Source organism: Sodalis sp. RH21 (genome assembly GCF_047324175.1).
In the GTDB taxonomy this organism is placed as follows: Bacteria; Pseudomonadota; Gammaproteobacteria; order Enterobacterales; family Enterobacteriaceae; genus Acerihabitans.
The window spans coordinates 5,559,444-5,573,498 of sequence record NZ_CP178732.1 but is presented as its reverse complement, the minus strand read 5'-3'; the positions used below and the strand labels follow the sequence as shown (position 1 = coordinate 5,573,498).

Here is a 14,055-nt window from a genome sequence, read left to right as displayed (position 1 = left end):
ATTACCGCGCGCCGGGGGGCCTATGGCAGAGTTAAACCCTGAAAGGGCGGCCAAGAAAAGCGCAGGGTAAGAGTTATATGCTGGGTTATGGTTGCGGTTTTGTTAAAGTTGGCACAAAACACTGTATTCAACGCAATTTATTGAAGCAATACACTACTATCCCGGCCGTAAGCGCCATTAGATAGGGCGCCGGCAGCGGGCGCCGCCGCGCTGGCCGTTCGGCGTCACGGTTCGCCGCCGCCGATTTGGCAACCCCCTCGGCGCTATCGGCGGGCCGGGCATTGGGTGAGGGAGGCGTTGAAGAATCTGCGTCCGCGGGATTGGATTCGTCCGCCCGCAGCGGTTGATTATCCTGTTCCGGGGGGTAGTGGGCGGTGGCGATCCAGGCCGCGCAAAACAGCGTCAGGCGGGCGAAAAAGTAAAAGAAAGCCATCAGGCCGATAACCGAACCAAAGGCGGCGCCGGAAGGCGAGGTCGCCAGCTTCGGCAGCGTCATGGTCATAATGATTTTGATGATTTCAAAACCGATGGCCGCCAGCAGCGTGCCGCGAAAAATGGCTTTGCTGTGGGGCTTATGGCGCGGGATAACCCAGAAAATCCACAAAAACAGCAGGTAATTGGCCAGAATGGAGATAGCCAGACCGATAATCGTCATGGCCGGCTTCAGCCATTCAATAGAATCCAGGCCCAGCGCTTTGACGATGGTATCTTGCGCGGCGCCGGCAATGGAGGTCAGGGAGAGGGTGACAATCAGCGCCACAATCAGCCCAATCAATGAAATCAGATCGCGCAGATATTTATAATAGAATTTTTCTTCGTCCTGGGGATTGCGCACCCATTCGTCACGCAGCTGGGCGCGGATCGCCTCGCGCAGGTTGCCCATCCAGTTCAGCCCGGAATACAGGGCGATCAGCAGGCCGGTGATGCCCACCGTCGTGCGCTGCGCAATAGCCGTGCTGACCGTGGTTTTCAGGGTCTCCGCCAGGGTTTTGTCGCTGATGCTATCGACGATTTTATTAATCAGATCGGTAAGAATATCGGGGTTTGAAGCCAGGAAAAATCCTGCCCCGGCAAATGACACCATAAGTATGGGTATCATGGAAAGAAAAGAAAAATAGGTGATGGCCGCGCCGAACTGGCTGCCCATGCGATCGTTAAAGCGTTCCACCGCGCGAATCACATGCGCTATCGCGGGGTAAGCGCTGACTTTTTCGATAAAACGCCCCGAGCGTTGCGCGGCCTGATCCACGCGCGCATTGCCGGTATGGATATTGCCAAGCAGCGGGCTGGCTTTGGTTGGGTGGGTGGTCGCTGGTGTTGTTGATTTATCGGCCATGATCCCTCTCATTAGCATCGCGATATTATTTTATCATGCAATTGATTATAGATAAGGATCATCAAGGCGGGGTGGGAATATACCAACGCGACGAACCGTTGGATACTTTCTGCGCCTACTGGCGAAAATCGCTGTAGAGCTTATCGCTGCGAAAGCCGATCCGTTGGGAAATAAGCAGCGCGGCGCGGGAAATCATGCCGCCCAGTTGCTCAATCCGGGCGGGATCGTTTTGGATTTTGGAAAACAGGCTGGCGATGCTGATGGCCGCCTGCGGTTTTCCGTAGGCATTGTAGACCGGGGCGGCGACGCAAAATACTTCGGCATTGTGTTCGCGATCGTCAATGGCGTAACCGCGTCGGCGCGCCTCATTAAGGATGGTGAAGAACTTGTCTTCATCGGTAATGGTGTAGTCGGTGATCGGTTTCAATCCGCCGGTCATCGCCAGAATATCCCTGACCCGCTGGTCCGGCATGGCCGCCAGCAGGGCTTTGCCCAGGCCGGTACAATAAATCGGGTTATTCGAGCCGATACGCGCCGAGGTTCTGACCGAGGCCGAACTTTCCACCTTGTCGAGATAGACCAGATACCCCTCGTTCTCCATCGCTAAAAACGTGGTTTCCTGCGCCTGGGCGGCCAGTTCTTCGAGAATGGGTCTGGCGACCTCGTAAAACGGGGCCTGATCGAGGTAAGCCGCGCCGGTCTGAAATAGTTTAAGCCCCAGCTTGAATGACTTGGCGCGGGCATTTGCCACATCAAGGTACCCTTTATCAACCAGGGTATAAATGATATCGAACGTGGTGCTTTTGGGAATACCCAGGCTTTTACTGATTTCAGTGATGGTGAGTTCTTCCGTACTGTCGGCTACCAGTTCCAGCATTTCGAGAGCCCTGGCGACGGAGCGGTTAATTTTTTCCATTTTTTTTCCTGATAACCTGATAGTCGTATCGCTGCCGCATTATACAATATTGCGTTGGTTATCGAAGAAAAATGTAGCGCCATACAACCGGTTCAGGAAATATGAACCGGTCCATAATGAGCGAAAAGCTGAGCAAAAAACCATCACAAACAAATTTGGTTATTGCCGATTTTTTTATTTTTTTGAAAACAAGCAATAAACTTTTCCGCCAATAGGCTCAATTCAGACCATTGTCCGGTACTGATTAAGTCTTTTTTAATTAATTCGCTGCCGATACCCAAGGCAAACGCGCCCGCTTGGCAAAAATCAGGCATATTATCCAGCGTAATGCCTCCGACGGGGATAATAGCTAAATTATCCAAGGGGCCCTGGAGCTCTTTTAAATAATCGAGACCCAGGCCGTTAGCCGGAAATAGCTTCAGCAGGTCCACCCCTAAGCGGCAAGCCTGCAATATTTCCGTTGGCGTGGCCACCGCCGGGATCATCAGTTTTCGTTTTTCATGCACCAGCCGGACGACTTCAGGATTAAAATCCGGCGCCAGGACAAAATTGGCCCCGGCGTCCAGCACCAACTGAGCCATGACCGGATTAATCACCGTACCCGCGCCGATCCACATTTTATCGCCGAGTTCGGCGGAAAGCGCCGCTATGCTTGCCAGATAACCGCGAGTATTACAGGTGACTTCCAGTACCCTGATACCTCCCTCGTACAGGGCCCAGGCCAACGGCAAAATATCTTCCGGCGCCGACCCCCTGACGATAGCGATAACGCCAGTTTGTCCAATAGTGTGAATAACCTGCTGCTTAATCATTTCTTACCTCTTGACTGTCCAGATATCTGGCCAAAAATTGGACATAACCCGTGCGGCCCTGGCCGCCGGGTCAATATTATTCGGCGGCGGTAATCGGGGCCCTGACGATAAACCAGTAACACAGCGCCGCACAGCCGGCGATGATGCCGCCGCTGATAAAGGCCATGGCGTAAGAGCCGGTGGCATCGGCGATCATGCCGGTAACCAGGGGCGACAGCGAACCGGCAAAATAACCGCCGAAGTTCTGGATGCTGCCAACCGAACCCACCATGGAAGACGGCGCCACGTCACCGGGTAATGCCCAACCGGTGGCGGATAAAGCCGAAAGAAACGCCATGGCGATCACCAGCAGGGTCAGCGTGCCGGCAAGGCTGGTGGCAAAAGGAATCGCCACCACGGTGATGCCGGCCAACAGTGCGGATACGCTGATGGTGGCGCGTTTGGATTTTAATGAATCGCTGAATATCTCTTTATCCATCAGCCATTTGGAAACATAACCACCGAAAATGGCGCCTATGATCCCGCCGAAATAAGGGATACTGGCGTATATACCCAGCGCTTTTAATTCGATATTTTGCGTTTTGATCAGGTAGAGGGGTAAAAAAGTGGTGAAAATATTCATCATCCAAACATAACAGAACCAGCCGAGAATCATTCCCCATACGCATTTATACTTAAATAGCGATCCCCAACTGATGGTATTCTCGGTATCCCCGATTTTTTCCGCGGTGCCGCCGCCGCCTTGTTTAATATATTCCAATTCTTCCGGGGTTATGGTGGGGTGTTTTTCAGGCTGCCGGTAGGCATAGATGAAAAACAGCATGAAAATTAAACCGATGCCACCGCAAATATAAAACAGCGAACGCCAGCCGAAAGGCACAATGATCGCGACCAGGATCGGGGGCGCAATTGCCGGACCCCATTTGGATGCCGCATCCCAGAAACCGGTGGCCAGCGCGCGCTCTTTTTTCGGGAACCAGGAGGCGGTTATCTTGGCCGCCCCAGGCCAGCACGGGGCTTCGGTTACCCCCAGGATGCCGCGGGCAAACAACAAGGTGGCCAGGTTGCTGCACGCGCCGGTCAGCATGGTAGCAAAGCTCCATAATCCAATTGCCCAGGTATAGACTTTCTTGGGGCCGAATTTATCCACCAGCCACCCGGAAGGCAATTGGCACAGGGCATAAATCAATGCAAATACTGAACCCATCAACCCGATATCGGTATTAGACAGGTTCAAGTCTTTCATCATATCCGGCGCGGCAATAGAAAGGCTTGCCCGGTCAAGATAATTTATAATGCCACCTATTAATAATAGGAAAACCACAAACCACCTTTTACCGCCTATCTTTTTCGCGCCAACACGCGGTTGATCGATACTGGACATATTGATTATCCTATAAAAAAGCCATGTAAGGTATTAAGATGCTAATCAAATAATGTTTCTGTATTTGGCAATGGCCAGCGCGCCTAGTCCCGATAACGAGGCCTGGTTATCTGGCATGATAATAATTTCCCCGGTAAACCAATTGTCATTTTTTATCAGCGTTATCAGCGCCTCTTTAAGTATTTTTTTACCACAAACGACCAAGGTAATATCTGGTGTAATATTTAATGCTTTACTGTTTTTTATCGCTTGAATATCGTCGTGCAGTACCGCGCCCAATAAAAAGTTGGCTTTTTGGTTATCGGTCAGATCGCCAAACATATCCAAAATCCGTACCGAAAAACAACTGCGCGCCAGTCCCACATCTTGACAGCTTTTAGCTCCGTCCAGCAGCACCGGCGCGTCTATCGAGTCGGTCATCCGATGTTTAAGGGAACTGGCTAAAATCGTGCGCTGCGTAATCACGTCCAGCAGTTCGCCGGCAATAGTGGTGACGCAGCCTTCAATTTTATTGTCGGCGTCGATTTTTACGAACTTGGAATGGGAACCCGGCAGGATAATGACCGCCGGCCCTTGAATGTCCAGGGCGCTAATGGCGCCGATGGTTTCAGTTTCCTCGCCGCGCATGATGTCCATGGCGTCGCTATTCTCGCTGGTGACCGCGGCGGCGTGGTTTTTGATGCCGGGAACAAACCAAATCGGTTGATCGCAGACGTCGCCGAGTTCTGCTTTCACCATGCCGGCGGCCAATTCGGCAATTCCCGCCGGCGCAACCAGATGGGGGATCTCGCATAAGCCGACATTAGATGTAATCATCCCCGCCGACAAATAGGTTATGGCCTCGCCTTCGGGAACCCGTGCCTCGGCCAGGGCCTCCCGGATGGCTTTGCCCACGCCCTGGGTCAGGGTGGTTTTGCTGCCGGTGATGGCGGTATCGCGCACTCCCACCGGTTCGCTGGCCTGAGCTATAATATGATCGTCGCGCCAGACGCAAATCCGGGTATTGGTGGTGCCAGTATCAATAGTTACCGAATACATAAGTCATTTTCCTCAAACGCTGGTCGTTGCCGGGATGGTGATGGCAAGGCGATTGGCAATATAATTCGCGCCATCTATCACCAATCTATCGATATCTTCCCGAGCGGTTATTTGACGTACCGCTTGAGAAATTTTTTGGGAATGCTCAATCATATAGTGATAAATCCGGCAGCGATTTTCGTTACCCACCAGGATAATTTCGCCTGTGAGATCGAACCCGTATTGCTTAGCGTCATCAATAAGTTTCATATCATCGGCGGCAATAGCGGACTCACAAAATAATTTACGGTCGGCGGCGGTGGTATTTAACGAAAATTGAATAAAGCGAGTTAATAGTATGGTGCGCAATAACCCGCTGTTTTGGACGCTTTGCCAGGCATGCTGCAAAATTTCGGGGGAAAAAATGTCGCTTTGTCCGTCCGCGAGTTTAACGCTGGAACCGATAAAAGTTTCTTTTAACACCGCCCCATACACTTGGCCGCTAAGCGAAGTGATGCTGCCGGCTATCCGCCCCGCGCGGTCAATATGAATTAATTTTGTAGTAGAACCAAGCTCAATAATGGTGCAGGGCAATTCAGGATTATAGCGCGCGAGCACGCCAATGGCCTGGGTTTCCTCCCCGCGCATTAAATCCATGCTGCGCATGTTTTCCCATGTCGCCGTGCCTATATCATTTTTAATTCCGGGAATAAATACAACCGGGATAGGTAGGGGGAATATTGTCATGTCGTTATATTGCCGCGCGAATTTCGCCAGATCATCTATGGCGACCGGCGCAACCAGATGCGGAATTTCCACTAACCCCAAATTAGATGTAATCATGCCGGATGCAATTGCAAAACGGATATCCTCAAGACGGAAGTTATTTTCTCGCAACAATTCCGACAGGCAGGCTGCTATCGCCTGTTTCAATAGCTGGTTATTTCCGCTGGAAGCGGACAGGTTCACTCCATTGGGGGTCTCTTTTTTAGCTATGATGTCGTTGTCTCTTAGCAAAAAAATGCGCGTAGCCGTGGAGCCGCAATCTATTATTGCAAACATGCTGGTTAACCTCTTATTTTCATTTTTCCGCCGGGAATAGGGTACTGACCGGCAGAAATAATCAGCCTCTGGGACCATTAGCATCCGGTTAATCAGCTAATTACAGACAACGCTGATATATTTCACGGATAGTATCGGCATCCGGCACCCGCGGATTATTGGCCAACACCACTTTCATGGTTGTGAGCACGTTATTAATCAGCCAATCGAAATGTTCTTCTTTGACGCCCAGTTCGGTCAGCGTCGGCATCATATTTACCCCCGCCAGGAAATCGCGCACCACTGCGACGCTACTTGCCGCTGCGGTTTCCAGCGACATGCCTTGGGTATCAACGCCCATTGTTTTGGCGATAACGGCAAATTTTTCCGGCGCGGCGGGCCAGGTATATTCCATAAAAGGAACATACATTGCCGCGATACCTTCGGCATGTACCACATTCAGCAGGCCGCCCATGGGATGTTGCAGCGCATGGGGCAGGGTGGTGCCCGCGCAGTCGATTGCCATGCCGGCCAACGAACTGGCCAGGGTAACCTGTTCCCAGGCATCGATGTCCGCTACGTCGGCGTAAACCCGCGGCAAGTAGCGGGAAATAAGTTCTATGGCCTTTAGCGACAGCATTTCGCTGAACGGATTGGCGTTTTTGGAAATATATGATTCCAGTGCATGAAACAAGACATCGGCGCCGGGACCGGCGATGACCCGTTTTGGCAAGGTCAGCATGAGTTCCGGGTCAATAATCGCCGCTTTGGGGTAAATCAGCGGGTTTACCAGGCCCTTCTTATCATTGGTGTCCGGATTAGTGAAAACCGCGGTACGATTTGATTCGCTGCCGGTACCCGCCGTGGTGGGTATCAAGATCATCGGCAGCGCGCCGGTACCCGTTTTGCGGCCGAAGACATAATCCCAGATGCTGCCTTCATTAACGGCGCAAAATGCAATGCCTTTCGCCATATCCATGGCGCTGCCGCCGCCAAGCCCAATCACCACATCGCAATTCTCCGTCCTGGCAAATTGCGCGCCTTCATGCACCAGGGTAGACAGGGGATTTTGCATAAATTTATCGTAGACCGCATAGCCGATACCGGCGGCATCGAGATATTCCTGTACCAGAGCCAATTGGCCGGTGGGTTTGGCGCTGTCAGACGCCACCAGCAGGGCCTTATGTCCATATTGGCCGGCGATGCCGCCCAGCAATTTTAGTTTGCCGGCGCCGAAGTAAAATTTCACCGGGTTGGAGAAGTCAAAAGATGCCATGATATATCCTGTTGTCCGCATATATGAACGACGTTCGGGTTTATGTTTAAATCATAAATGAGCGGCAGGTAAAATCCATAGCGAGGAGGGGAAACATTGAAGCAAATCACATTATTTTATTACATTTACAAATATTTATACGCATTCAGATATAAGGGGTAATTGTTAATTTATTGATTATAAAACATATTAAATAAATTTTTGCATTATTAACGTTGATAACACTTTGCCGGGCATTGCGCCCGGCAAAAAATGAAGCGGCATCAATCCGGCCATAGCCAGGCCGCCCCGCGCACGCCGCTGGAGTCGCCGTGGGCCGCTTTACGGATCGGAGTTTCGCATTCACCGCCGAACACCCATTGCTTAATCAGCGGCGGCACGGTCTGGTAAAGGCGATCGACATTACTCATGCCGCCGCCCAGCACCACTACATCCGGGTCCAGCAAATTGATCGCCTGGGCCAGCGCTTTGGCCAGCCGCAGCTCATAGCGGCCGATCACCCGTTCGGCCAGCGCGTCTCCCGCCGCCGCCCGCTGAATGATTTCCGGCCCGGTCAACCGCTGGCCGCCCAGGCGTTGATAGTCGCCGGTAAAACCGGTGCCGGAGATAAATGTCTCGGTGCAGCCGGCTTTACCGCAATAACAAGGCACTTCCCGGGCGTGGCGGTGTTCATCTTCGTCCTGCCAGGGCAGGGGATTATGACCCCATTCCCCGGCGATGCCGTTACCGCCGGCATGCACGCGGCCATTGATTGCCAGTCCGGCGCCGCAGCCGGTGCCGATAATTACCGCAAATACGGTTTGCGCCCCGGCGGCCGCGCCGTCGGTGGCTTCGGAAACCGCCAGGCAGTTGGCGTCATTGGCGATACGCACCGGCCGGCCGAGCAGCGCGGTTAAATCTTTATCCATGGGCTGGCTGTTGAGCCAGACCGAATTGGCATTCTTCACTTTATGGGTATACGGCGACAGGGTGCCCGGAATGCCGATACCGATGCTCCCCTGCTGGCCGGTGGCCTGCTCGGCGGCCGATATCAGCGAGGCAATGGCCTGCAGGGTTTGGCCGTAATCATCGCGCGGCGTAGATATGCGCTGCCGGAACCGCACCTTGCCGTCCGTTGCCAGCGCCACCACTTCAATTTTCGTTCCACCCAGATCAATCCCAATACGCACCGTTATCTCCTTCTGTGAATCCCGTAGCCGGCATGAGAGACGTCTCACACATCCACACCATTATCCGCGCTATCGAATAGCCGTAATGTACACTCTATTATCATTTTCGTAACACAGCGAGGGCGGTCTATGAAACCCAATATATTGGTCGTCGACGACGACCCCGCTATCTGTGAAGTCTTGAACGACATGCTCAGCGAGCATGTGTTTACCGTACATATCTGCCATCAGGGGCAGGCCGCCCTGACCTTGCTCGCCCAACTGCCGGATATCTCGCTGGTGCTCTTGGATCTGATGCTGCCCGACACCAACGGCCTGCTGGTATTGCAGCAAATCCGGCGTTTGCAGCCTCATTTGCCGGTGGTGATGCTCACCGGCATGGGATCGGAATCCGATATTGTCGTCGGCCTGGAAATGGGCGCCGATGATTACATCGTCAAACCTTTTAATCCCCGCGTGGTCATTGCGCGGATCAAGGCGGTATTGCGCCGCAGCGGCGCCCTGGGCACCGAACCCGCCAGCGGCAATAAAACCGGCTGGCGGTTCAACGGCTGGCGGCTCGACAGCGAGCGCTGCGCGCTGTTTAATCCGCAACAGCAGCCCGTGCCGCTGACGCAGGGCGAATACGGGCTGCTGCTGGCGCTGGTCGCCCATGCCCGCAAGGTGCTCACCCGCGATCAGTTGCTGGAACTGACCCACAGCGAAACCCTGGATGTGTTTGATCGCACGGTGGATGTGCTGATCATGCGTCTGCGGCGCAAGATCGAACCGAATCCGCACCAGCCGGTCATGATCCGCACCATCCGCCGGCTGGGTTATGTGTTTTCAGCGGATGTGGTCCGGGCGGATGCCGGTCAGATTGCCGGGGCCTGCCCATAACCGGCGTCGTGATAATCGTTGCATAACAGCCAGCGCGGCGCCTGATCCTCTTCTATCTGGCCGAAGCGCGCCTGGTCTTGCAAAAACCGGTTATCGTTCTGGTCGTCATTGGTCATCGACACTTCGCCCACCACCACGTCGCCAAAACCTTCTTCGCCCCAGAAGCTATGATAGATGCCCGGGGTCAGGCAAATGCTCTCGCCGGGCGCCAGCCGCACCCGCGATCCGGCGGCGTGGGTCTGGCGGCAACCGTCGATCGCCACCGTCACCGGGGTGTCGGCCAGCCGCTCCTCATCGTCGCTATTATACATTTCCACCAATAGATTGCCGCCGCCCCGATTGATAATGTCCTCGCGCTTGAACCAATGGAAATGCAGCGGCGTGACTTGCGCTTCGCGGCAGTGCATGATTTTTTCAGCATAACTTTTGGCGTAGGGGACGGCGCCGGGCGAGCCGTTGCGCAGGGTAAACAGCGTCAGGCCGACCCGCTCGAAATCGCCGCCGCCAAAATCGGTTACATCCCAGCCGAGATGTAAATCAAACACTTCCCGCCAGTCGCCGTGTTCAAGCGACAACCAGTCCTGGGGGGAAAAGTGGGCAAAGGGCGGCAGATGTACGCCGTTGCGGGCAAAAAACTGCTGGGTTTGTTGCACGATAATATTAACCTGAGAGCGCTTCATACCGCCTCCGCCGTCACAGGAAGATAGCGGGCAGGGTTATCCCGCCCGTCGGGTTTATTTCACCGTCCAGCCTTTATAGTCGGTGATATTGTTGCGATCGATCATTTTCACCGGGATCAGTATCGGTTCCTTGGGCGCAGGTTTGCCCTGCAGGATCTGGTAGCCAATCTCCACCGCCTTCGCGGCCATGACCTGCGGGTCCTGCGCCGGCGTGGCGACAAACAGCGAATTTTCGCGTTTCAGCGCTTCCTCGCCGTCCGGCGAACCATCGACGCCGACGATAAAGAATTCTTTACGCTGGGCCTGCTTGGCGGCCAGATCGGCGCCGATCGCCGTGGGATCGTTAATGGCGAATACCGCGTCGATATGGGGATTCGCCGCCAGCAGCGAAGTCATGATTTCCAGCCCGCCTTCGCGGCTGCCTTTGGCGTTCTGGTTATAGGACAGCAGCTTGATATCGGGATGCTTTTTCAGTTCGGTCATGCAGCCTTCCACCCGGTTTTGCACCGCGGATACCGGCGGCCCGTTGACGATAACCACCTGGCCCTTGCCTTTGAGTTTGTCGCTGATGTATTGGCAGGCCATTTGCCCGGCCTGGGTGTTATTGGAGGTGATGGTGGCATCGGCGCCTTCCGCCGCCACGTCAACCGCCACCACCACGATACCGGCGGCCTGGGCGCGTTTAACCGCCGGGCCGATGCCTTTTGAATCCGCCGCGTTAAGGATAATCATATCGACCTTTGCGGCGATAAAATTATCGATTTGCCCCACCTGCTGGCCGAGATCGTAGCCGCTGGAAACCAGCGTGACGTTCACCTTATCCCCCGCCAGTTCGCGGGCTTTCATTTCCGCGCCTTTGGTAATCTGGACAAAGAACGGGTTGGCCAGATCGCCCACCGTCACCCCAATGGCTTTCAACTCTTTGGCCTGGGCCGCCGGCGCCAGGGTGATCATGGCCGCCGTCAGCAGCGCGGTATAAACGGGATTAAATCGCATAGTGTCTCTCCGGTAGGGTTATGCCTGATGGTGTCGGGTACGGTATTTGTCAATCAGCACCGCTATGATGATCACCGCCCCTTTGATCACCAGCTGCCAGAAGTAGGAGACGCCCATTAGCGTCATGCCGTTATTAAGCGTGGCGATAATCAGCGCGCCCACCAGCGTACCGGTAATGGTGCCGATACCGCCGACGAAACTGGTGCCGCCCAGGATCACCGCGGCGATGGCATCCAGCTCATACCCCATGCCGAGGTTGCCGTTGGCGCTGTAAAGCCGCGAGGCGCTCATTAAGCCGCCCAGGCCGGAAAGCAGGCCGCTGGCGGCATACACGAACAGCAGCACGAAACTGACCTTGATGCCGGTCAGACGCGCCGCCTGCATATTGCCGCCCACCGCGTAGATATGTACGCCGAGGGTCGTGCGGCGCAGGATGAACCAGCACACCGCAATAACCGCCAGGGCGATGATAATCAGCCAGGGCACCGGTCCGAGATAGGAATTGCCGATCCATTCGAAATTGATGGAGGAATTGATCACCGTGGTGCCGTCCGCCAGCAGATACGCAGCGCCGCGCAGCGCGGTATACGTGCCGAGCGTGACGATAAACGGCGGCAAACCGGCATAGGCCACCAGGATACCGTTGAACAGCCCCATCACCAGGCCGGCCAGCAGCGCCAGCGGGATCGACAGGCCGGCCAGCGCCGGGTTTAGCGAGACGACCATCGCCACCACCGCCGTGGCGCCCAGCATCGACCCTACCGAGAGATCGATGCCGCCGGTGAGGATGATAAAGGTCATGCCCGCCGCCAGAACGATATTGATGGACGCCTGCCGGGCGATATTCAGCAGATTGCTGTCGGTGAAGAAATTAGGGGCGACAAACCCGAAAATCGCCACGATCAGCACCAGGATGGGCAAAATACCCACCGTCTGCATCACATCATTCAGCCAGGGCCGTTTAACGGTAACCGGCGCGGCGTCGGGTAATGCGGACTTCGTAGTCATGTCGGCTCCTTATGCGGGCGTCTGTTGCGCAACGACGCCGGTGGCCAGCGTCATGATATTTTCCTGCGAGATCTCGCTGCGGCTCAACTCGCCGGCCAGCTGGCCTTCGCACATCACGTAAACCCGGTCGCTCATGCCGACCACTTCCGGTAATTCGCTGGAGATCATCAAAATGGCGACCCCCTGTTGCGCCAATCGCCCCATCATCCGGTAGATTTCGCTCTTGGCCCCCACGTCCACCCCGCGGGTCGGTTCGTCGAGGATCAGAATGCGCGGATGGATGGCGACCCAGCGCGAAACCAGCAATTTTTGCTGATTGCCGCCGGACAGGCCGCCGGCCCGCACCAGGGCGTGGGGGACGCGGATATTCAGGGATTTGATGGCCTCGGAAGAGATGCCCAGGGCTTTACGCCGGTTGAGCAGGCCGAAACGCCCGTCGCGCTCAAGGGTCGGCATCACGATATTTTCATGGGCGGCCATCTCCAGAAACAGCCCCTGTTCCTTGCGATTTTCGGGTAAAAACCCGATGCCGAGCGCGATGGCATCCCGCGGCGAGCGGATCTCCACCGCGTTGCCGTCCACCCGCACGCTGCCGCCGGTAGATTTATGCACGCCAAAAATCAGCTGCGCCAGTTCAGAGCGCCCGGCGCCCACCAGGCCCGATAGCGCCACGATTTCGCCGGCACGCACCCGCAGGCTGACCGGCTTGACCTTTTTGCCGTCGGTCAGCCCGTTCAGCTCCAGGCGCACGTCGCCGACGGCGATATTGACGTCTTTATTAAACAGATCGCTCAGCGGCCTTCCGACCATCATGCGCACCAGTTCGCCGGCGGAGAGATTTTCGCGCGTCAGGCTACCTACATACTGGCCGTCGCGCAGCACGCTGACCCGATCGGATAACTCATAGACTTCGGCCATCCGGTGACTGATATAGATAATGGCCATGCCCTCCTGGCGCAGCCGTTTAATCAGCTCGAACAGTTTTTGCGTTTCCCGGGAAGAGAGCGCGGCCGTAGGTTCGTCCATGACCAGAATGCGGCTGCGGCGGTGCAGCGCCCGGCCGATTTCCACCTGCTGCTGTTCCGCTATGGTCAGGGACATGACCAAATCGGTGGCGCGGAACTGCGCGCCGAGACGATCGATGACCTGCTGGGCTTCCCGCGCCATTTTGCCGCGCTGGACCAGGCCGCCCCGCTGCAACTCGCTGCCCAGGAAAATGTTTTCCGCCACCGTCAGGTTGGGGGCCAGGTTCATTTCCTGGTAAATCAGCGTAATGCCTGCCGCCAGGGCGTCTTTAGGGCCTTTAATCACCCGCGGTTGTCCGTCGATAATGATTTCGCCGCTGCTGGCGGTATACGCGCCGGCCAGGATTTTCATCAAGGTGCTTTTACCCGCGCCGTTTTCTCCCATCAGCGCATGGATTTCTCCCAACCGGACCGTGAGATTCACCGCTTTTAACGCATGGAAATGGCCGAAGCGTTTGCCAATGTCGCGCATTTCGAGAATGGGGGGCTGCGTCATCCGGTTGGCTCCTCGCGGTA

The 14,055-nt window shown here is 55.3% G+C and carries 12 protein-coding genes and 1 pseudogene; 1 reads left to right on the top strand and 12 read right to left on the bottom strand.

The features are described 5' to 3' along the window. Positions 1-352 precede the first annotated feature (352 nt). The 8 genes and pseudogenes from yhjD to mak all read right to left on the bottom strand — a co-directional run. Positions 353-1,336: pseudogene (gene yhjD / locus ACL2XP_RS25715) on the bottom strand (inner membrane protein YhjD); the annotation flags it as partial. A 115-nt stretch (positions 1,337-1,451) separates the two neighbouring features. After that, positions 1,452-2,252, bottom strand: a complete 801-nt coding sequence (locus tag ACL2XP_RS25710; protein ID WP_413736261.1) for an IclR family transcriptional regulator — start codon at positions 2,250-2,252, stop codon at positions 1,452-1,454. A gap of 143 nt (positions 2,253-2,395) precedes the next feature. Then, on the bottom strand, positions 2,396-3,064 hold the full coding sequence (locus tag ACL2XP_RS25705) for a bifunctional 4-hydroxy-2-oxoglutarate aldolase/2-dehydro-3-deoxy-phosphogluconate aldolase (protein ID WP_413736260.1): 669 nt from the start codon (positions 3,062-3,064) through the stop codon (positions 2,396-2,398). Between the two features lie 76 nt (positions 3,065-3,140). Beyond that, positions 3,141-4,448, bottom strand: a complete 1,308-nt coding sequence (locus tag ACL2XP_RS25700) for an MFS transporter (protein WP_413736259.1) — start codon at positions 4,446-4,448, stop codon at positions 3,141-3,143. A 45-nt stretch (positions 4,449-4,493) separates the two neighbouring features. Beyond that, positions 4,494-5,486: a 2-dehydro-3-deoxygalactonokinase gene (locus tag ACL2XP_RS25695; protein ID WP_413736258.1), complete on the bottom strand. Its 993-nt coding sequence runs from the start codon at positions 5,484-5,486 to the stop codon at positions 4,494-4,496. Positions 5,487-5,498: 12 nt separating this feature from the next. Next, a complete protein-coding gene (locus tag ACL2XP_RS25690; protein WP_413736257.1) occupies positions 5,499-6,527 on the bottom strand; it encodes a 2-dehydro-3-deoxygalactonokinase in 1,029 nt (342 codons plus the stop codon). Positions 6,528-6,627: 100 nt separating this feature from the next. After that, complete coding sequence (locus ACL2XP_RS25685; RefSeq protein WP_413736256.1) at positions 6,628-7,782, bottom strand: iron-containing alcohol dehydrogenase; 1,155 nt, start codon at positions 7,780-7,782, stop codon at positions 6,628-6,630. A 263-nt stretch (positions 7,783-8,045) separates the two neighbouring features. Next, the gene (gene mak / locus ACL2XP_RS25680) at positions 8,046-8,951 is read right to left on the bottom strand and encodes a fructokinase (RefSeq protein WP_413736255.1); all 906 of its coding nucleotides are present in this window, start codon (positions 8,949-8,951) and stop codon (positions 8,046-8,048) included. Between the two features lie 129 nt (positions 8,952-9,080). On the opposite strand from mak, the gene ACL2XP_RS25675 reads away from it, so the two are divergent. After that, positions 9,081-9,830, top strand: a complete 750-nt coding sequence (locus ACL2XP_RS25675; RefSeq protein WP_413736254.1) for a response regulator transcription factor — start codon at positions 9,081-9,083, stop codon at positions 9,828-9,830. Here ACL2XP_RS25675 and ACL2XP_RS25670 read toward each other — a convergent pair. From ACL2XP_RS25670 to ACL2XP_RS25655, 4 genes are all read right to left on the bottom strand, one after another. Continuing rightward, positions 9,806-10,510, bottom strand: coding sequence for a D-lyxose/D-mannose family sugar isomerase (locus ACL2XP_RS25670; protein WP_413736253.1), 705 nt, complete (start codon positions 10,508-10,510; stop codon positions 9,806-9,808). The genes ACL2XP_RS25675 and ACL2XP_RS25670 overlap by 25 nt on opposite strands. Before the next feature lie 54 nt (positions 10,511-10,564). Next, positions 10,565-11,506, bottom strand: a complete 942-nt coding sequence (locus ACL2XP_RS25665; protein ID WP_413736252.1) for an ABC transporter substrate-binding protein — start codon at positions 11,504-11,506, stop codon at positions 10,565-10,567. 18 nt (positions 11,507-11,524) lie between these two features. Further along, the gene (locus ACL2XP_RS25660) at positions 11,525-12,445 is read right to left on the bottom strand and encodes an ABC transporter permease subunit (protein ID WP_413739294.1); all 921 of its coding nucleotides are present in this window, start codon (positions 12,443-12,445) and stop codon (positions 11,525-11,527) included. Positions 12,446-12,523: 78 nt separating this feature from the next. After that, the gene (locus ACL2XP_RS25655) at positions 12,524-14,035 is read right to left on the bottom strand and encodes a sugar ABC transporter ATP-binding protein (RefSeq protein WP_413736251.1); all 1,512 of its coding nucleotides are present in this window, start codon (positions 14,033-14,035) and stop codon (positions 12,524-12,526) included. Between the last annotated feature and the right edge of the window lie 20 nt (positions 14,036-14,055).